Below are 19,781 nucleotides of genomic sequence, written 5' to 3' on the forward strand. Positions count from 1 at the left end.
CTCCTACTTCCAGCGCTGCGGGTAACCGGGCAGGTCGGTGCAGCCGCACATTGCGTAGTGCAGCGGCGGCATGCCCGCGTCGAGGTACTGGTCGAGGTTGTCCTGGGTGACGGTCGGCTGCGGCAGCTTCCACGGGTTGGAAACCTGCTGACCGTCGAGGATCCGCAGCGCCGCGATGATCGGCGTACGCCACTGGTAGGTCGGGTAGGTCGGCGCGATCGCCGTGAGCTTCTTGTCCTTCCAGATCTTCAGGAAGTCGAGCTGGTCCTCGCCGTTCATCGGAGGAACCGGCTTGCCCGCGTCCTGGAACGCCTCGACCGCGGCGACGGCCACCGCTCCGGCGTCCATCCAGACCCCGTCGATGGTGCCGTACCGCTGGATGTAGTCGTCGACGATCTTCTTGGTCTTGGCCGGGTCACCATCGGTGAACTCGACACCGACGACGTCGACCTTCGCCTTGTCGAACGCCACCTTCGCCGCCGACCAGCGGGTCTCCAGGACGTCGACGCCGGGCAGGATCCGCAGGGCGAGGACCTTGCCGCCGGGCTTCATCTTCTGACTGACGAACTCGGCCCCGACGTGGCCGAACCCGTAACCGCCGATGGGGTTGATGAACGTCACCGGGCACTTCGTGTCGACCCCACGGTCGAAGACGACGACCGGCAGCCCGGCCTTGCAGGCTGCCTCGACGGCCGGGGTGAGGGTGGCGGTGGTGTTCGGCGAGACGATGAGCGCGTCGCAGCCCTTACCGAGCAGATCGTTGATGTCCGCGATCTGCTTCTGGTCCTTGCCCTCGGCGTCGACGTGCACGAACTCCTTGATCCGGCTCTTCTGCGCCTCGACCTCTGCCTGCATGGTCTTGAAGCCGACCTGCCGCCAGGGGTTGTTCAGCGCCGCGTTCGAGAAGCAGATCTTGTGTGGACCGGCCTTCTTGAACTTGGCGGTGTCGACCATCGTGGGGTTGAGCACCTGCTCCCACGGCTTGTCGGCAGGGCCCGTCGGTGCCGCGTCCAGCAGCGCCAACTCGGCGTCGTAGTCGGCCTGCACGAAGAACTTCGACTGGTCCCCGGTGCCGGAGCCAGTGGCGGCGGATGCACTTCCCGACGGGCCGGCGGCCGGCTCGTCGGTGGCACAGGCGGCGAGGGACAGCACTGTGACAGCGGCAATCGCCGCCATGGAACGTCGCACTATGGTTTCCCCTTTATCTCGAAGAAGAACGCGTTGCCGAGACCGCCACCGCGAGCAGGATGATCCCGCCCTGGACGGTCGATCTGAGGGCGCCGGAGACGCCGTAGAAATTCATGAGGGCGAACAGCAGTTCGAGGGTCAGCGCGCCGAGCATCGCCCCGACGACAGCGCCGCGACCCCCGCCGAGGGCCACCCCACCGAGGACGACAGCGGTGATCGCGCCGAACTCCAGACCCGCGCCGGCCTGGAACGACACGCCGCTGTAGCCGCCCAGCAGAATCGCCGCCACCGCCGCCGCGAGCCCGCTGAGGATGAAGGCGAAGGTCCGGGTACGCCACACGCGTACACCGCTGAGCTCGGCGGTGCGCGGGTTGTCGCCGACGGCGACCAGCGTCCGGCCGAAGTCGGAACGCATCAGCAGCACGGCCGCCACCGCCAGGACCACCAGGACCAGCAGCGCGTACGGCACACGGCCCAGCAAAGGCACGTCCTCGAAGGCCCGCCGGCCGAACCGTCGGAACTCCTCGGAGAGCCCGCCCTTCGGTGCGCCGTCGGACCACAGGTAGACAGCGCCGACGAGGATCAGGAACATGCCGAGGGTGGTGATGAACGACGGCACCCGCAGCCGTGTCGTGATCAGACCGTTGACCAACCCGACCAGTGCCCCGAAGGCGAGCAGGAGCAGCACCACCGGCCAGGTACGCGACGGGTCGCTGTCGATCAGCCGGGCGGCGACCACCACCTGAGCGGTGACCAGGGAACCGACCGAGAGGTCGAACTCGCCGGACACGATCACGAAGTACTGGCCGGCGGCGAGCAGGATGATCGGCGCCGAACGACCGAGGAAGGACATCAGCGACTGCGGGGCCAGGAAGTCGGGCTGCCGGATGCCGACGAGCACCAACAGCACCGCGAGGATCGCGAGGATCGGCAGGACACCACCGGGACGCATCCGCGGCAGACGCAGCGGCAGGGAACGGGGCTGGACGGTCTGCATGGCTAGGCCGCCTTTCGCATGGCCCGGCGGGCGTAGACGGCGACCGCGGCGATGATGATGACGCCCCGGATCACCTGCTTGAAGAAGGCGTCGACCTCAAGCTGGTTGAAGATGGCGTCGATGCTGGCCAGCAGCACCACGCCACCGACAGTGCCGATGACACCGCCACGCCCACCGGCGAGGGCGGTACCGCCGATCACCACAGCGGCGATCGACTCCAGGTCGTAGAGGCCCTCGGTGCCGACGCGCGGGGCGCCCGAGCCGAGCCGACTGGCGAGGTAGATGCCGGCGAGCCCCGCGCACATCGAGCACAGCACGTGGGCGGTGACGAGGACCCGGTCGTTGCGGACGCCGGAGAGCCGGGCCACCTCCGGATCCCCGCCGACGGCGACCAGGTGGTGACCGAAGCGGGTCCGCGAGAGCGCGAACCAGGCCGCCGCGGTGACAGCTATCAGCAGCAGGAACGACACCGGCACCGGCCCGACGCGCTGGTAACCGAGCGCCTGCACCAGCGAGGGTGCCGTGGTGCCGGCCGGGCCGTCGTAGCCGTTGTCGAGGTAGCCCTTGAGCAGCAGCCCGACGCCGAGAGTCGCGATGAACGCGTTGACCCGGAACCTGGTCACGAGGAGCCCGTTGAGCAGCCCGACACCGGCGCTGACGACGAGCACCAGGCCGATCGCCGGCAGCACCGCGCCGTCGCTGCCGTTCATCGTCTCGGCCGCGACGAGGGTGCTGAGGCTGATCACGTACGCCACCGAGAGGTCGAGCGAGCCCCCCAGGATGACCAGGGTCTGCCCCACCGCGACCAACCCGAGGCCGGCGGCGACGTGCAGCAGGCTCACAGTCGTCGACTGGTTGAAGAGCTGACCACCGTCGAGCAGGACGACCAGCCAGCCGATCGCCAGGGTCAGGGTCAGGGCCACGAACACGCCCGGTACCGAACGCCGGGCCGGCAACAGCGACAGAGCGCTCACTGGGCCACCTCGGTTCGCGACTGCGGGGCTCGCAAACCCGACTCACTCCTCGCGCTCACTGGGCCACCTCGGTTCGCGACTGCGGGGCTCGCAAACCCGGCTCACTCCTCGCGCTCACTGGGCCTTCTCCCGTACGGTGCCGACCGCCAACGCGACGACCTCCTCCTCGGTCGCGCCGGCGGGCAGCTCGCCCGCGACGTGGCCGTCCCGCATGACGACGATCCGGTCACTCATCCCCAGCAGCTCCGGTAGATCGGACGAGATCATCAGCACGGCCGCGCCGTCACGGGCGAGGCGGCGGACGAGGTCGTGAATGGCTGACTTCGCGCCCACGTCGATGCCCCGGGTCGGCTCGTCGAAGAGCAGGATCCGCGGGTTGAGCGCGAGCCATCGGGCCAGCACGACCTTCTGCTGGTTGCCGCCGGACAGAAAGCGGATCTCCTGGTCGTCGCCGGCGCCGCGGATCTCCACGGCGGCCAGCAACTCGCGTACGCGGGCGGTCCTCGCGGCCCTGCCCGACCGGGCGGCGAAGACGGCCCGGCTGGCGAGCAGCGCGTTGTCCAGTACCGACTGCCGGGGGACGATCCCCTCGCCCTTGCGGTCCTCGGTGACGTAGGCGATGCCGGCCCGCATGGCGGTGCGGGGTGAGCGCAGTCGGACCGGCCGGTCGTCGAGCGTGACGTCGCCGGTCGTGAACGGCGACACCCCGAAGATCGCGCGGGCCAGCGCCGAGCGTCCGGAGCCCTGGAGGCCGCCGATGCCGAGCACCTCACCGGCGCGCAACTGGAGGTTGACGTCGCGCAGCTTCCGGTTGCCAGCGTCGCGGAGGTTGAGCCGCACCGGGCCCCGGTCCTCGGGAGCGGCCCGGTCCGGGTAGTAGCTGGACAGTTCCCGGCCGACCATGTGCCGCACCAACTCGTCTGCGGTGGTGCTCGCGGTGTCCACAGTGGTGACCCGGCGGCCGTCCTTGAGCACTGTGATCCGACCGGACAGGTCGAAGACCTCGGCGAGCCGGTGCGAGACGTACAGCAAACCGATGCCCCGCTCCTGGAGTCGGCGCACCAGCCCGTAGAGCAACTCGACCTCGTGGTCGGCGAGCGCGGCGGTCGGTTCGTCCATGATGAGCAGCCGCGCGTCCAGGGCGAGGGCCTTGGCGATCTCGACGACCTGCTGCTGTGCGACGCCCAACTGCCCCACCCGGGCGTCGGCCGGCAACGTGGTCTCACCGATCGAGGCCAGCAGCCGCGTGGTGCGGTCGAGCATTCCGCGACGATCGACGAGCCCGCGTCGGACCGGCTCGTGCCCCAGGTAGACGTTCTCCGCGACGGTGCGCTCCGGGAGAAGGTTGAACTCCTGGTGGATGATGCCGATGCCGGCCCGCTGCGCGTCGCGTGGACCACGGAACGTACGCGTCGCACCGGCGAACTCGACAGTGCCGCCGTCCGGGGCGTGCCCGCCCGAGACGATCTTCATGAGGGTCGACTTCCCGGCACCGTTCTCACCGACGACGGCGTGCACCTCGCCCGGCGCGACATCGAGGTCGACACCATCGAGAACGCGGACTCCGAGGAAGGACTTGCCGATGCCCCGAAGGGTGAGAAGCGGCGTCGGCGGCGGATCTGACATCCCGAAGGCCCTCACAGACAGTAATGATAGATATATTTGGATGCCACACTACGGCGGCTTCAAGGCGCTGAACATCAAGCTTTCGTGGCAACAACCACGACTTACGTTCTTGCGGTGCAAACATTCCCTTGACACCGACGAAACATCACACGTATGAAGATAGATGTTTGGATGCGGGTCCGCAATCCTCGATCAAGTCCGACTGCCAGGTCGGGCCGGGATCGACAGGCGGCGCCGCAGCAAGGGAGCCGAGCACGGACGTCGTTCACCGGGCAGGACGTCGGACGTTACTTTGTTGATTGACAGCCATCGATCTCTGGCTCATCCTGACCTCATGGACCACGGGACGAGAACCACAGCCACCATCACGCTGTGTGACGTCTCGCAGGTCTGACTGCCGTTGCGGCGAACGGCATGAGGACAGACCAGCGCGCCCGTGTCCCCGCACGTGTCCAGGGTCAACCTGACGCGTGGTAGGGCCCCGTGGTCGCAATCCCTACGCCCGCCCAACCTAGGAGACGGCATGCGTCGCAACACATTGCTCATCTCAGTGATCGCCGGCCTGTTGCTGGCGCTCGGACTCGCTCCACCCGCTTCGGCGGCCCCGGCCTTCCGGGCCCTGGTGTTCAGCAAGACCACCGGCTACCGGCACGACTCGATCCCGGCTGGGATCAGCATGCTCCAGCAGCAGGCCTCCGCGAACAACTTCGAGATGGTGGCGACCGAGGACTCGAGCGTCTTCACCGCCGCCAACCTGGCGACCTTCGACGTGATCGTCATGCTCCAGACCTCCGGCATGGTCTGGACCTCGGCGGCGCAGCGCCAGGCGGTGGAGGGTTACCTCGCCAGCGGCAAGGGCATCGTAGCCATCCACAACGCCCTCGACATGGGCATCGAGTCCGAGTACCCGTGGTGGGACCAGACCATCAACGCCGGCGCCCACATGCCCGAGCATTCCCCCGGCGTGCTCCAGGGCACCGCCATCGTCGCCGACAAGAAGCACCCGTCGACGGCCAGCCTGCCGGACCGGTGGACCCGCAGCGAGGAGTGGTACAACTTCGACGCCAACCCGCGCGGCAAGGTGCACGTGCTGGTGACCGCCGACGAGCGCACCTACAACCCGGGATCCCGGGCGATGGGCAACGACCACCCGATCTCCTGGTGCCGCGACACCGGCGGCGGGCGGGTGTGGGCCACGGCGATGGGCCACGCTATCGCCTCCTACAGCGAGGCGAACTTCCAGAACCACGTGCTCGGCGGCATCAAGTGGGCGGCCGGTAACGCCGCCGGAGACTGCGGCGGCACCGTGTGGGGCAACTTCGAGAAGCGCACCCTCGACGACAACACCGTCGACCCGATGGCGATGGGCGTGGCCCCGGACGGCCGCGTCTTCTACGTCCAGCGCGGCGGCCAGGTGAAGATCTTCAAGCCCTCCACCAACAGCACCGTCACCGCCGGCACCCTCAGCGTCTACACCGGTGGCGAGGACGGCCTCACCGGCATGGCGTTGGACCCCAACTTCGCCACGAACGGGTACATCTACCTGTACCACTCGCCGGCGAGCAGCAGCACCGACGTCAACCGGGTCTCCCGTTACACGGTCAGCGGTGACACGCTGAACACGTCGAGCGGTGTGACGATCATCGACATCCCGGCGTACCGGGACCGGACGTTCCCCGAGCCCGGCCACACCGGCGGCTACATCAAGTTCGGTCCGGACGGCAACCTCTACATCGGCACCGGCGACGACACGCCGCCGAACCTCGACCCCAACTGGCAGGGCTACGCCCCGCTGGACTGGCGCTCGGGCAAGTCCAACCTGGACGCCGCCCGCAGCGCGGGTAACACGAACGACCTGCGCGGCAAGCTGCTGCGCATCCGGCCCGGGGCCAGCGGCAGCTACACCATCCCGAGCGGCAACCTCTACCCGCAGGGCACGGCCCAGACCAAGCCGGAAATCTACGCGATGGGCTTCCGCAACCCGTTCCGCTTCTCGATCGACCCGGCCAACGGCTGGGTCTACCTGGCCGACTACGGGCCGGACCGCAACCCGCCCACCACCAACCGGGGTCCGGAGGGCCTGGTCGAGCTCAACGTCATCAAGACGCCCGGCAACTACGGCTGGCCGTTCTGCCACGGCAACAACCAGCCGTACGCGCCGTACAACCCGGACACCGGCGTGGTCGGCGCGAAGTTCAACTGCTCGGCACCGGTCAACAACTCGCCGAACAACACCGGTCTGACCAGCCTGAAGCCGGTCGTCATGCCGAACATCTGGTACGGCTACCCGGCCTCGACGACCTTCCCGGAGCTCGGCTCCGGCGGCTCGGCGCCGATGGGCGGCCCGGTCTACCGGTACGACGCGTCGAACCCGTCCGCGACGAAGTTCCCGCCCTACTACGACGGGGTGCACTTCTTCTACGAGTGGGCGCGCAACTACATCAAGGAGGTGCACTTCGACTCCTCCTCGGCGGTCACCCGCACCAACCCGTTCCTGTCCGGCACTGGCTTCAACAAGCCGATGGACATGGAGTTCGGCAAGGACGGTTCGCTCTACCTGCTGGAGTGGGGCACCAACTTCGGCGGCGGCAACAGCGACTCCGGGCTCTACCGGATCGACTACATCCGGGGCGGCCGGTCCCCGATCGTCAAGGCCACCGGCACGCCCACCAGCGGCAGCGCGCCGCTGACGGTCCAGTTCAGCAGCGCTGGCACGTCCGACCCGGACGGCAACACGCTGAGCTACCTGTGGACGTTCGGCGACGGCACCACCTCGACGGCGGCCAACCCGTCGAAGGTGTACACCTCCAACGGCAACTACACCGCCCAGTTGAAGGTCACCGACAGCACCGGCAAGACCGGCTTCGCCAACGTGCCGATCACCGTCGGCAACAGCGCCCCGGTGGTCACCATCACCACACCGGGCAACGGCGGCATGCTGACCTTCGGTGACAAGGTGTCGTACCAGATCACCGTGACCGATCCGGACGGCGGAACGGTCGACTGCTCGAAGGTGTTCCTCAACCCGGCGCTGGGTCACGACGACCACGCGCACGAGACCACCGAGTATCCGGGCTGCTCGGGCACCATCTCCACCGACCTGCTCGGCGGGCACCCCGATGGCGCCAACCTGTTCTACGTGCTGAACGCGCGGTACACCGACAACGGCGGCTCGGGCGGCGGGTCCCCGCTCACCGGCACCGCACAAGCGATCCTGCAGCCGAAGCACAAGCAGTCCGAGTACTTCAGCAGCCAGTCCGGCATCCGGGTCATCGACCAGGCCGCGGCGGAGAGCACCAAGCGCATCGGTGACATCTCCTCGAACGACTGGATCGCGTTCAGCCCGATGAACCTGTCCGGTATCTCCACAGTGAGCTACCGGGTGTCGTCGCCCTCCGGCGGCGGTTCGATCGAACTGCGGTCCGGCTCGCCGACCGGGACGCTGCTGGCCACCACCACGGTGCCCAGTACCGGTGGCTGGGACAACTACCAGTCCACGACACCGGTGAGCGTCGCCGCCAGCAGTGGGGCACAGACGCTCTACATGGTGTTCAAGAACGCCAACAACTCGTTCGACCTGGACTCGCACACCTTCGGCGGGAACGGCGTCGGGACACCCGGCACCGGCACCGGCACCGGGTTGGCGGGCAAGACCTACACGGTCACCGCGCAGCACAGCAACAAGCTGATGGACGTCAGCGGGGTCTCCACCGCCGACGGCGCCCAGATCACCCAGTGGGCGTCGACCGGCGGCAACAACCAGCGGTGGCAGGCCGTCGACGCCGGTAACGGCGCGCTCTACCTCAAGGCGGTGCACAGCGGCAAGTGCGTTGAGGTGGTCGGCAGTTCGACCACGGCGGGTGCCTTCCTCCAGCAGGCCACCTGCAACAACGGCAACCAGCAGAAGTTCACCGCCACCGCGACGGGAACCTCCGGCGTGTACACGGTGAAGAGTGTGCTGAGCGGGCTCTGCCTGGACGTCAACGGTGCTTCCACGGCCGACGGCGCCCGGGTGTTGCAGTGGACCTGCAGCAACGCGGCCAACCAGCAGTGGCGCTTCACCGCACTCTGATCTGCGGCTGTCGCGGTAACAGATGACGTCCCGGTCGGGACCGGTGTCCGGAAGTCGGAGCCGGTCCCGGCCGGGACGTCGTCGTCGATCAGGCAGGCTGACCGGGCGGCGCGGCGAGCAGCCCGGCCGCCGCCAGGTCGTCCCACAGCTCCTCCGGCACGACGATCCCGGAGCGTCGCACCGTCTCGACCGCCTGTGCCTCGTCGCGGACGCCGACCACCGTCGACACCACGGCCGGGTGCCGGCGGACGAAGGCGAGGGCCGCCTGCGGCAGGGTCACCCCGTACGTCTCGCAGACCGTGGCGATGCGCCGCGCCCGCTCGATCAGCGCCGCCGGGGCCTGCTGGTAGTTGTAGACGGCGTCGGCCGGCGGCCGGTCCCGCGAGAGCAGCCCCGAGTTGTAGACGCCCGCGATGACCACGCCCACCCCCCGGTTCTCGGCGGCCGGCAGCAGGTCTGTGGCCGCGCCCTGTTCGAGCAGGGTGTACCGCCCGGCGCACATCATCACATCGACGTCGGTCTCCCGGACGAACCGCGCCAGCATCGCCGACTGGTTCATGCCGGCGCCGATGGCACCCACGACGCCCTGGTCCCGCAGGTCGATCAGGGCGGGTACGGCCTCGTGCGCGGCCTGCTCCCAGTGGTCGTCCGGGTCGTGCAGGTAGACGATGTCGATCCGGTCCAGCCCGGTCCGCTCCAGGCTGGCCTCGATGGAGCGGAGCACGCCGTCGCGGCTGAAGTCCCACACCCGCCGGTGGGTCGCTGGCACGTCGAACCCGTCGGAGTCGCGCCGGTGCGCGTCCTGAGGCGTCGGCACCAGGAGTCGCCCGACCTTGGTCGATACCACGTACTCGTCGCGCGGCCGTTGGCGCAGCGCGGCACCGAGGCGGCGCTCGGACAGCCCGAGACCGTAGTGCGGCGCGGTGTCGAAGTACCGGAGGCCCGCCTCCCACGCGGCGTCGACCGCCGAGGCGAACTCCTCGTCCGTCGTCGTCCGGTACAGGTTGCCCCCCTGGGCCGCGCCGAAGCCCAGCTCGGTGAGCCGTAGCTGCGGGCGGCGCGGCAGTGCGCGCGCCATCATGAGGGCCCCAGCCCGTAGACGCGGCGTGCCGTCCCGCCCCAGACCGACGCCCGGCCGGGACCGTCCTGGCCCTCCAGCAGCTCCGCCAGGGTGTCGACCCACCGCTGGTACGAACTGGCGAGCAGACAGACCGGCCAGTCCGAGCCGAACATCAGTCGGTCCGGCCCGAACGCGTCGAGGGCGTCCTCGACGGCGGGTTGAAGGTCAGCCGGCGTCCAGTGCGCGAGCGGCACCTCCGTCACCAGCCCGGAGAGCTTCGCCGTCGTGTTGGGTGAGGCCGCCAACGACAGCAGGTCCCGCCTCCACTCGGCCATCTCCGGGCTGCCGAGCGCGGGCTTGCCCAGGTGGTCGAGGACGAAGCTCACCTCGGGCAGGTCGCGCGTGAGACGCGCGGCCATGGGCAGCTGGTGTTGGCGTACCAGCAGGTCGAAGACGAGGCCGGCGGCGCCCACCGCCGCGATCCCCCGACGGACGTCGGGACGGTCGAGGTACGCCGGGTCGGTCTCGGACTGCACGAGGTGGCGGATGCCGACGAGGCGTTCCCCGCCTCGGGCTGCCCGCAGGCCGTCGAGGCGGTCCGCAACGTCCTCGGCGGTCAGGTCCACCCAGCCGACGACCCCACGGACCACTGTGTCCTCGGCCGCCACCCCCAGCAGGTCGACCGTCTCCGCGTCGGAGGCGACGGACTGCACCACCACTGTCGCGGTGACCCCGGCGGCCCGGGCCGGCGGCGCGAGATCGGCGGGTTCGAAGTCGGCGTCGATGGCCGCCATGGTCACCGGGTCGATCCACGGCTGCGGGTGCCGGGCGCGGACCCAGAGGTGGTGGTGCGCGTCGACGATCCCGCTGCGCCCGGGCTCCTGTGCGCCAGTCATCGGCCCAGCCACCCGCCGTCGACGGGCAGCACGACGCCGTTGACGTAGTCCGACGCTGTCGACGCCAGGAACACTGTGGCGCCGCCGAGATCGTCGGCCCGGCCCCACCGCCCGGCCGGGATCCGGCCGAGGATCGCCTCGTTGCGGTCGGGGTCGTCACGCAGCGCCTGGGTGTTGTCGGTGGCGATGTAACCGGGCGCGATGGCGTTGACGTTCACCCCGCGGGCCGCCCACTCGTTCGCCAAGGCCTTGGTGAGGCCGGCCACGCCCGACTTCGACGCGGCGTAGCCGGGGACGGTGATGCCGCCCTGGAAACTCAACAGCGACGCGGTGAAGATGATCTTCCCTCGGCCGCGCTCGACCATCGTCCGGCCGATCTCCCGACTGAGGATGAACTGGCTGCTGAGGTTCACCTCGATCACGTGGTCCCACATCTCGTCCGGGTGCTCCGCGGCCGGGGTCCGGGCGATCGTGCCGCCGTTGTTCACCAGGATGTCGACCGGCCCGAGGGCGGTGATGTCGCTGGCCAACCGGTGCACTGCCGCCCGGTCGCCGAGGTCCGCCCGCAGCGCGGTGAACCGGCGGCCGGTGGCGCGCACCCGGCGTTCGACCTCGCTACCCTCCGCTTCGAGTTGAGCGGAGACGCCCACGATGTCGGCGCCGGCCAGGGCCAGGGCCTCGGCCATGGCGAGGCCGATGCCACGCCGGGCCCCGGTCACGACAGCGGTCTGACCGGACAGGTCGAACAGGGCCGTCACTTGTTACCCTCCCGCACATCGAGCAGCACCTTCATGACGCCGCCACCCTCCAGCGCCTCGAAGGCCGCGCTGGCCGCCTCGACCGGCTCGACCCGGGAGATCAGCTGCTGTGCCGGGATCGCACCCGAGGCGACCAACCGGATCGCCTCCACCATGTCGTCGCGCTGATACAGCCGGGCACCCAGGAGTTCCAGCTCACGCCAGAAGAACCGGTGCAGGTTGACCTCGCGGGGCTGAGGGTGGATCGCCACCATGACCAGCCGCCCGCGAGTGGTGAGGACGTCCACCGCCGTGGTGACGCCGGCCGGGGAGCCGGACACCTCGAAGGCGATGTCGGCGCCCGCGCCATCGGTACGGTCATTCACCAGCGCCACCACGTCGGTCGCTCGCGGATCGACGGCCTCGATCCCGATCCCCTCGGCAACCTCGCGTCGGAACGGGTCCGGCTCGACGAGGAGTACCCGCGCGCCACGGCCCCGCGCGACGGTGGCGATCAGGACGCCGACCGGTCCACCACCGACCACCACCACCTGGTCGTCGGCGCTCACGTTCCCCCGGCGTACGTCGTGCACGGCCACCGCCACCGGCTCGACGAGCGCCGCGTGGTCGAGGGGCAGTTCCTCCGGAAGCGGCAGAACCAGCTCCACCGGCACGGTCCAGGAGGACTGCATGGCACCCGGTGAGTCGATGCCGAGGAAGTTCATGGCGTGGCAGACGTGGGAGTTGCCCCGCTGGCAGGCGGCGCACCGTCCGCAGGGTCGGGTCGGCATCACGGTGACGGCCTGACCGACGTCCCAGCCGGTCACGCCCTCGCCGACGGCCGCGATCCGACCGGACATCTCGTGCCCGATGATCGCGGAGTCACCGACCCGGGCGTCCATGTCCCCGTGGTAGATGTGCAGATCCGTACCGCAGATCCCGGTGTACGCCACCTCGATCCGTACCTGGCCGGGGCCCGGTGGCTCCGGGTCGCGGTTCTCGATTCCGAGGTCTCGCGCTCCCCGGTAGACGACTGCCTTCATCGTTCCTCCGTCTCGACGGTCGGTACGTCGGTCGTGCCGACCGGGCATGGTCGTGGGTGCACCGCCGTCGCGATGCACCCACGCCCTTCCTGTTCCAATGGTCAGCTCAGTGCCGTACGGTCGGCGACACCTCGTTGCGGGAGTTCAGCGCCACGACAGGCACCTGGCGGGTGGGGATCACCCCGTCGACTCCGGCCAGCAGCCGACGTCCGGCCCGCTCCGGCCGAACATTGGGGCTGTCGGCCATCTGCGCCTGCGGGCGGCGGTTGACCGCCCGGATCCGCTCCTCGTCCACCCGGACCCCAAGCCCGGGTGCGTCGCCGAGGATGAAGGCGCCATCCTCGACGTGCAGGTCGATGGAGACACCAACTGGTGTGTGCAGGTCCTGCAACTCGCTGGTCAGGTGGTTCGGCACCGAGGTCGCGGCGTGCAGCAGCCCGACCGGGCTGTTGCCGATCGGGCTGACCGGCAGGTCGTGGGCGTGGGCCAGCGCAGACGCCCGCAGGAAGTGGGTGACCCCCCAGACGGCCGCCATCTGGACGATGTCGACCGCGCCCGCCGCGATCAGCGGACGGTACTGTTCGAGCCCGGTCAGATTCTCACCGGTGGCGACCGACGCGGACACGCCTCGGCTGACCGCGGCCAGACCCTCGGCGTCCCAGCGTCGGACCGGCTCCTCGATCCAGATGAGGTCCAGGGTGCGTTCCAGCTCGCAGACGTGCCGGACGGCCTGCTTGCGGGTCCACGCCTCGTTGACGTCGAGCATCAGGCCCGGCCGCCGGCCGTGCCCGGCCTCGGTCAGGACCTCCCTGACCAGACTCAGGCGGTGCCGATCGCGCTCGATGTCGAGGCCGCCCTTGAGCTTGGCGGCCCGCAGGCCGTGGCTCGCGTAGACCTCGTACTCCGCGACGAGTTCGTCGTCGGTGAGCCCGATGTCCAGACCGGACGCGTAGGCGGTCACCCGCCGGTCCCGTCCGCCCAGCAGCCGCCACAGCGGTTCGCCGGCGGCCTGCGCCTTGATGTCCCAGAGTGCGGTGTCCAGAGCGCCGATGGTGCCGAACACCGGCCCGGCGTGGCCGGCCTTGAAGGTGTGCCGCAACATGCGGTCGTACAGGGACGTCACGGCACGGGGGTCTTCGCCCTCGATGGCTGGGAAGATCCGCTCGATCTCGACGTGCGGCCCGAGGCCCACTCCCGAGATGCCCTCGTCGGTGTCGACGATGACGATCGAGACCGGGACCACCCCGTCGGCGAACACACCGTTGGCGTCGCCGACCGGTCGGCCCCATTCCTGGACCGTGGAGAGCGTCCGATATCCCGTGATCCGCATGTTAACCCTTCGTGGAACCGGCGGCTACGCCGTCGGCAATTTGGCGCTGGAGGAACAGGTAAACCAACAGGACGGGTATCGCGGCGATCAGCACCCCGGAGGCGAACGTGGGGATGTTGTCGGAGTACTGCCCGCGCAGCGAGGTCACCCCGATCATGAGCGTCCGGTGATCGGCCGAGGGCATCATCACCAGCGCCATGAGGACGTCGTTCCAGCAGAACAGGGCGTTGAGGATGCCGACCGACAGCAGCGCCGGAGTGCCCAGCGGCAGCATGATCCGGCGGTACACGCCGTACACCGTGCTGCCGTCGATCCGCGCGGCGTCGACGATCTCCGGCGGAATGCCCTTGTAGTAGCTCGTCATGAGAAAGACGGTGAAGGGCAGGAACTGGGCCACATAGACCAGGATCAGGCCCGGGTACGTGTCGATGAGCGCGGTGTCGGCCATGATCCGCGCGAGCGGCACCATGATCACCTGGAACGGGATGAAGAGCCCCGCCAGGCAACCCAGGAACAACGCCGACGAGCCGCGGAACCGCAGTTGACTCAGGGCGAAGCCGGCCATCGAGCCGAACAGCAGGAGCAGGAGCACCGACACCGTCACCACGAACAGCGAGTTGACGAAGTAGCGGCCCATGCCGACGCTGGTCCACGCCGTGCTGATGTTCTCCCAGCGCAGCGTGTCGGTCAGGCCGAACCGGTCGAGGATGTAGTCACGCCGCGTCTTCATCGCGACGTTGGCGGTGAACAGCAGGGGGTAGATCGTCGCCAGGGCGAGCAGCGACATGGGGATGGCGATCAGCCACCGTCCCAGGCGGAGGCGAGACATCAATCCTCCTTTCCGGATCGTTCGAGCAACTTGATCTGCAACAGCCCCACGACGAGCATGATCATGAAGAGGATCGTCGAGGCCGCCGACGCGAGAGCCGGACGGTTCATCTGACCCTGCTGGATCCAGATGTAGTACTCCGGCAGGTACGTCGAGCCCTCCGGCCCACCGCTGGTCATCACGAAGAGCAGCCCGAACATCGAGGTCAGCATCCCGATCATCGTGGTCACGAAGACGAACTGGATGGTCCGGGCGAGGCTCGGGATGATCACGTGCCAGACGACCTGGCGCAGCGACGCCCCGTCCACCCGGGCCGCGTCCAGGAGCGCGGCGTCCAGCGTGGCGAAGCCGGCGAGGAACACCACCAGCGCCATCCCGAAGGTGGCCCAGATGTGCACTCCCACCACCATGAACATCGCGATGTCCGGGTCCCCGAGCCAGTCCACCGGACCGACACCGAACGACCCGAGCACGGCGTTGAGCGGGCCGTCGAAGGCGAGCAACAGGTTGAAGATCGCCCCGACGATGACCGGCGAGAGCACGGCGGGAAAGAAGTAGACGCTGCGGTAGAAGCGGTGGCCGGGCACCCGAAGGTAGATGAACGTCGCGAGCAGACCGGGAATCGCCACCGCCACCGGCAGCAACAGCACCAGCAGCCCGACGTTGCTCAGCGCGGTCCGGAACAGCGGATCTCCGAACAGCTCGCGGTAGTTGCCGAATCCGACCGAGGTCCCGTTCTGCGCGCCGTCACCGGTGAAGGAGAAGTTGACGCCCAGCAGCAGCGGGTAGAGCCGCAGCAGCACGATGATCAGGACGGCCGGGAGGACCAGGATGTAGGGGGCGTAGCGCTCGGCGCGAAGGCCGCCACGGGTGCGACGGGGTCGTGCGCCACTCCGATGCGCGGCGGGGGAGACCGCCGCCCCGCCGGTCCGTCCGGCCGAAGCCGGACGGACCGACGGTTGCGTGTTTCCGATCGGCACGAGGTCAGCCCGCCTGGTCGGAAGCGGCCAACTGCTTCACCACCTCGTCGACGGTGATCGAACCGCTGAGCAGCTGCTGGGAGAGGCGCCCCATCAGGTCGATCGTCTTCGAGGAGAGCGCCACGTGCAGAGCGGGCTTGCCGCTCTTCAGCTCGCCCACGATCGTGGCGACGGCCGGCCCGGCCTGCGACACGTCGATGGTGGTGTCGGCGGCGATCGCGCCGGCGTCGGCGTAGAAGGACTTCAACGCGTCGGCCGAGCTCAGGGAGCGCGCCAGGTCGGCGGCCATCTTCGGGTCCTTCGTCCACTTGGCGACCGCGTACCCGATGCCACCGTCGTACGGGAGGCTCGGCGTGGTGCCGGCGGTGACGACGGGGGCCTTCATGACGCCGAGCTTCTCCGGGGTCAGGAACTCGTTGAAGTCCTGCCAGTGCCCGACGTCCGACATCAGACCCATGACGTGGGCGGCCTTACCGGACTGGAAGTACGCGAAGGAGTCGTTGAACATGGCGGTCGAGTTGGCCCCGTCGCTGTTCATCTTCTTGTCGCCGGTCTCCTTCCAGAGCTGGAAGAGCCGCTTGACGTTCGGCGAGTTCCAGTCGCGCTTGCCGGCGATCCAGGCGTCGTACTCGGCGGCGGTGAGGGTGGTCGAGCCCATGCTCGACATCCAGAACTGGATGCCGACACCTTCCTTGTTGCCGAGGGCGAAGCACTTGGAGCCGGCCTTGGTGATGGCGTCGCAGTCGGCGACGAACTTGTCCCACGTGGTGGCCGGGCTCGCCGGGTCGAGGTTCGCCTTCTGGTAGATCGTCTTGTTGTAGTAGATCGGGTAGCCCTGCAGCGTCACCGGAGTGGCGTAGATCTTGCCGTCCTTGCTGAACGCCTCCCAGCCGGCCAGCCGCTGCTTGTCCTCGGCCACGTACTCGGTGATCGGCACCAGCGCGTCCACCCGGTCGCGGATCTGTCCGCCGCCGTTGAACATCATGACGTCCGGGCCCTTGCCGGACTGGATCGCCGCACCGAGCAGCGTGTAGTACTGGTCGAAGGGCTGTGCGACGAACTCAACCTCGACGTCAGGGTGCTTCTTCTTGAAGTCAGCCTTGGCCTTGTCCAGATAGGATTTGGCGAACGGCTCGCCGGACTTCCAGTCCCACACGACCAACTTGCCGTCCGAGCTGGTTGACTTGCCCGAATCGCTAGCACTTCCACAACCGGCCAGGGCCAGGCCCACAACGAGGACGGCCGACCATATTGCGCGCTGTCTCATCGATTGTCACCTCTATATGGGGGGTGGCCGGCGGGTGTCCCGCGAGCCAAATGTTGACCGGAAGGTAACTCGTATGACGTGTGACGTCAACAGTCGGCCGTACACTGACCCAGACGTCGTGCCACGGCGAGCCATTCGGAGGGGGACATGACGCCACCGCAGGAGACAGCCCTGAACAGCCCGGCGACCCCGGCGTGGGTGCGTCGGCCGACCAACCTCGCCAGGGCGGTCACCGCCGAACTGGTGGAGCGCATCGTCCGCGGCGTACACCCGTCCGGGACGTCTCTACCCCCCGAGCCGATCCTCTGCGAGACCTTCGGCGTGAGCCGGACCGTCGTCCGGGAAGCAGTGAAGATCCTTCAGGAGAAGGGCCTGGTGCAGGTCCGTCAGGGCGCCGGCACCATGGTCACCCCGCCGGCTCACTGGGACATGCTCGACGAACTGGTCCTCGCGGCCACCATCGCGGTGGACGACAGCCTCGCCATCCTCGACGACCTGGTCGTCACCCGGCGGGTGCTGGAGTCCGACATGGCGAACGTCGCGGCCCGCCTCGCCGACAGCGAGACCGTCGACCGACTGCGGGCCATGGTGGACCGGATGGACGAACTCGTCGACGACCACGTCACCTACCACGACCATGACCGGGCCTTCCACGACACGATCATGCAGACATCCGGGAACCGCATCGCCCGCGGCGTCGTACGCGCGCTGGAGAGCCAGGTCATCAACACCGCGCGATACATGGGCCGGACCGAACGGGCGTTGTGCGTGGCGTCCAACCAGGGGCACCGACGCATCTACGAACGCATCGCGGCCCACGACCCCAACGGCGCCGCCGAGGCGATGTTCACCCACATCACCGAGGCCTGGCTGGTCCGTCGCAGTGGCTCGGGGAGCCCGGTCCGTCTCGAACGCTGACCGTCTCGGGAAACGGACGGCGCCCGCCCCCGAGGTACGGGAACAGGCGCCGCCAACCGTGGTTGCCAAGGGTCACGAGAACTGGGCGAAGAACCTCCAGATCTCACCCTTGGTCCAGGTGGTGATGCCGCTCTCGGCGTAGGTGCCGTCCACCGGGCCGGGCATGTGGCCGTTGTCGTACGCGGCCCACTGCACTGGGTAACCAGCCCGGCAACCCGAGTAGGTGGTCGTGATGTGGGTGCGACTGCCGCCGGCCGGCTCGCGCGGGCTCTGCGCGGTGCAACCGTTGTTGCGGACGAAGGTGTCCCGCAGCGCCCTGCCCTGGGAGATGTTCAGGACGTTGTCCGTGATGCCGTGCAGCCCGAAGTACGCGATCGGCTGCGTACCGCCGCTGCACCCGCTGATCTGCGCGCCGGAGATGACAGCGACGGCCCGGAAGACGTTGGCTCGCGCACAGGCGACGGCGTAGCTCATGCCGCCACCCCAGCTGAAGCCGAGCGCGAACCGCTGCCTCGGGTTGACGCAGAGGCTGCTCTCGATCCGGCTGATCATGTCATCGACGAAGGTGATGTCCTCACCGCCGGAGTTGCCCCAGCCGTTGCCGAATCCCTGGGGCGCCACCAGGATCGCGCTGTTGTTCGACTGCTCCTGCTGCCCGTAGTAGGACCACGCGGTCCCGCTGGTGCCGCCGGAGGAGATCTCCTGCATGGTGCCGCCCCGCCAGTGGAAGGCGAAGATCAGCCGGTAGGGGTTGCTGTTGTTGTAGTTGGCGGGCACCCGCAGGATGAAGGTCCGGCTCTTGCCGTTGCTCTGGATCGTGTGCGTGCCGCTGGCCAGCGCCGGCGCCTTGCCGCACCCGCTGCCACCCGACGGGGGTGGCGTCGTGGGGTCGGTCCCGCCGTCGACGCGGACGAGCTGCCACTGCTGGTTGGTGCCGTTCCAGTCGGCGTACTGCACGACGTTGCCACCGTCGGCGGTGGACGCGCCCTGCACCTCGACGGCCTTGTTGCTGTTGCGGTTGATCAGCCGAACGTAACCACCGTCGGAGTCCGCCAGCCGGAACTGCTGGTTCGTTCCGTTGAGATCGGCCCACTGCACTATCGCACCACCGTCAGCGGTGGAGAAGCCGCTGACGTCGAGCACCTTGCCCGAGTGGCGCGACTTGATCCGGTAGTAGCCACCCCCGGAGTCCACGAACTGCCACTGCTGGTTCGCGCCGTTGTTACGCGTCCACTGACTGATCCGCGCCCCGTCGTTGGTAGCCGACGCGTACAGGTCCAACGCCTTGCCACTGTTGCGATTCACCAACACGTAGGAGGCGTTGGTGTCGACGGTTGCTGCCGCCGCGGGTGCCGCGTTGACCGCGACGAGTGTGCCGGCTGCCATGACCGCGGCCGCCGCCGCAGCCAACCCTGACCGCCTGCGAGATCTTTGTCGAGAGGCGGGACGAGCCTCACCGAGGGCTTTCATGGTCCACTCCTTCGATCGGGGTCACCCACGAGCGAGAGCGCCCGCGCGTGCCCTGGCGTGCGTGCCGGCGTCGTGGTGGTGGCGTCAGCACGTCTGGGGGTGTTGTGCGGGCAACCCGCCGTCAACGGCGTACGTCGATGGCGATGGCGACGCCACGATCCGGGCTTCGTGGCAGGCCGCGCCGATCCCAGGCGATGCGACGTCCTGGCTCCCGGTGACCGGGTGGTCCGCGGGGTGAAAATTAGCGGGTAAGACGTCATACGTCAAACGATTGGTATCGATCCGCGCGATCGCGTCGAGGGGCAACCTGGCGGTCACGGCGGCCCCCCCCCCGGGGGGGGGGGCCCGGCCCGGGTTCACGGGGGGGCGGGTGGCCGCGGGTTTTGTTTGGGGT

At 68.8% G+C, this 19,781-nt stretch carries 15 protein-coding genes; 2 read left to right on the forward strand and 13 right to left on the reverse strand.

All coding sequences use genetic code 11. The features are described from left to right. Positions 1–3: 3 nt before the first annotated feature. The 4 genes from AB0K35_RS15310 to AB0K35_RS15325 all read right to left on the reverse strand — a co-directional run bounded on the left by AB0K35_RS15310 (position 4) and on the right by AB0K35_RS15325 (position 4,800). The gene (locus tag AB0K35_RS15310; RefSeq protein ID WP_238666861.1) at positions 4–1,188 is read right to left on the reverse strand and encodes a substrate-binding domain-containing protein; all 1,185 of its coding nucleotides are present in this window, start codon (positions 1,186–1,188) and stop codon (positions 4–6) included. Positions 1,189–1,201: 13 nt separating this feature from the next. After that, a complete protein-coding gene (locus tag AB0K35_RS15315) occupies positions 1,202–2,185 on the reverse strand; it encodes an ABC transporter permease (RefSeq protein ID WP_238666860.1) in 984 nt (327 codons plus the stop codon). Positions 2,186–2,187: 2 nt separating this feature from the next. After that, positions 2,188–3,159: an ABC transporter permease gene (locus AB0K35_RS15320; protein WP_238666859.1), complete on the reverse strand. Its 972-nt coding sequence runs from the start codon at positions 3,157–3,159 to the stop codon at positions 2,188–2,190. A gap of 114 nt (positions 3,160–3,273) precedes the next feature. Continuing rightward, positions 3,274–4,800, reverse strand: coding sequence for a sugar ABC transporter ATP-binding protein (locus AB0K35_RS15325; RefSeq protein ID WP_238666858.1), 1,527 nt, complete (start codon positions 4,798–4,800; stop codon positions 3,274–3,276). 508 nt (positions 4,801–5,308) lie between these two features. On the opposite strand from AB0K35_RS15325, the gene AB0K35_RS15330 reads away from it, so the two are divergent. Next, positions 5,309–8,857: a ThuA domain-containing protein gene (locus AB0K35_RS15330; protein WP_363885771.1), complete on the forward strand. Its 3,549-nt coding sequence runs from the start codon at positions 5,309–5,311 to the stop codon at positions 8,855–8,857. Positions 8,858–8,945: 88 nt separating this feature from the next. On the opposite strand, the gene AB0K35_RS15335 is transcribed toward AB0K35_RS15330, so the two are convergent. From AB0K35_RS15335 to AB0K35_RS15370, 8 genes are all read right to left on the reverse strand, one after another. Then, positions 8,946–9,938 (reverse strand): aldo/keto reductase, encoded by a 993-nt coding sequence (locus tag AB0K35_RS15335; RefSeq protein ID WP_238666856.1) that lies wholly within the window; start codon positions 9,936–9,938, stop codon positions 8,946–8,948. Then, positions 9,935–10,813 carry an amidohydrolase family protein gene (locus tag AB0K35_RS15340; RefSeq protein WP_363885773.1) on the reverse strand — a complete coding sequence of 293 codons (879 nt, stop codon included), beginning with the start codon at positions 10,811–10,813 and terminating at the stop codon, positions 9,935–9,937. Before AB0K35_RS15340 ends, AB0K35_RS15335 begins: the two co-directional genes overlap by 4 nt. After that, on the reverse strand, positions 10,810–11,571 hold the full coding sequence (gene kduD, locus AB0K35_RS15345) for a 2-dehydro-3-deoxy-D-gluconate 5-dehydrogenase KduD (RefSeq protein WP_357366962.1): 762 nt from the start codon (positions 11,569–11,571) through the stop codon (positions 10,810–10,812). The genes AB0K35_RS15340 and kduD overlap by 4 nt, the downstream gene beginning before the upstream one ends. Then, positions 11,568–12,593, reverse strand: a complete 1,026-nt coding sequence (locus AB0K35_RS15350; RefSeq protein WP_363885775.1) for an alcohol dehydrogenase catalytic domain-containing protein — start codon at positions 12,591–12,593, stop codon at positions 11,568–11,570. Before AB0K35_RS15350 ends, kduD begins: the two co-directional genes overlap by 4 nt. Before the next feature lie 106 nt (positions 12,594–12,699). Next, a complete protein-coding gene (locus tag AB0K35_RS15355; protein WP_238666852.1) occupies positions 12,700–13,923 on the reverse strand; it encodes a mandelate racemase/muconate lactonizing enzyme family protein in 1,224 nt (407 codons plus the stop codon). Between the two features lies 1 nt (position 13,924). Further along, positions 13,925–14,752 carry a carbohydrate ABC transporter permease gene (locus AB0K35_RS15360; RefSeq protein WP_238666851.1) on the reverse strand — a complete coding sequence of 276 codons (828 nt, stop codon included), beginning with the start codon at positions 14,750–14,752 and terminating at the stop codon, positions 13,925–13,927. Then, positions 14,752–15,732: a sugar ABC transporter permease gene (locus tag AB0K35_RS15365; RefSeq protein WP_363885778.1), complete on the reverse strand. Its 981-nt coding sequence runs from the start codon at positions 15,730–15,732 to the stop codon at positions 14,752–14,754. Before AB0K35_RS15365 ends, AB0K35_RS15360 begins: the two co-directional genes overlap by 1 nt. Before the next feature lie 4 nt (positions 15,733–15,736). Then, positions 15,737–16,999 carry an extracellular solute-binding protein gene (locus tag AB0K35_RS15370; protein ID WP_363885780.1) on the reverse strand — a complete coding sequence of 421 codons (1,263 nt, stop codon included), beginning with the start codon at positions 16,997–16,999 and terminating at the stop codon, positions 15,737–15,739. 147 nt (positions 17,000–17,146) lie between these two features. Here AB0K35_RS15370 and AB0K35_RS15375 point away from each other — a divergent pair, with 147 nt between their 5' ends. Continuing rightward, positions 17,147–17,917 carry a FadR/GntR family transcriptional regulator gene (locus tag AB0K35_RS15375; protein WP_238666848.1) on the forward strand — a complete coding sequence of 257 codons (771 nt, stop codon included), beginning with the start codon at positions 17,147–17,149 and terminating at the stop codon, positions 17,915–17,917. A gap of 72 nt (positions 17,918–17,989) precedes the next feature. On the opposite strand, the gene AB0K35_RS15380 is transcribed toward AB0K35_RS15375, so the two are convergent. Continuing rightward, complete coding sequence (locus AB0K35_RS15380) at positions 17,990–19,387, reverse strand: RICIN domain-containing protein (protein WP_363885782.1); 1,398 nt, start codon at positions 19,385–19,387, stop codon at positions 17,990–17,992. Between the last annotated feature and the right edge of the window lie 394 nt (positions 19,388–19,781).

The organism is Micromonospora sp. NPDC053740, from assembly GCF_040677775.1.
Taxonomy (GTDB): domain Bacteria; phylum Actinomycetota; class Actinomycetes; order Mycobacteriales; family Micromonosporaceae; genus Micromonospora; species Micromonospora alfalfae.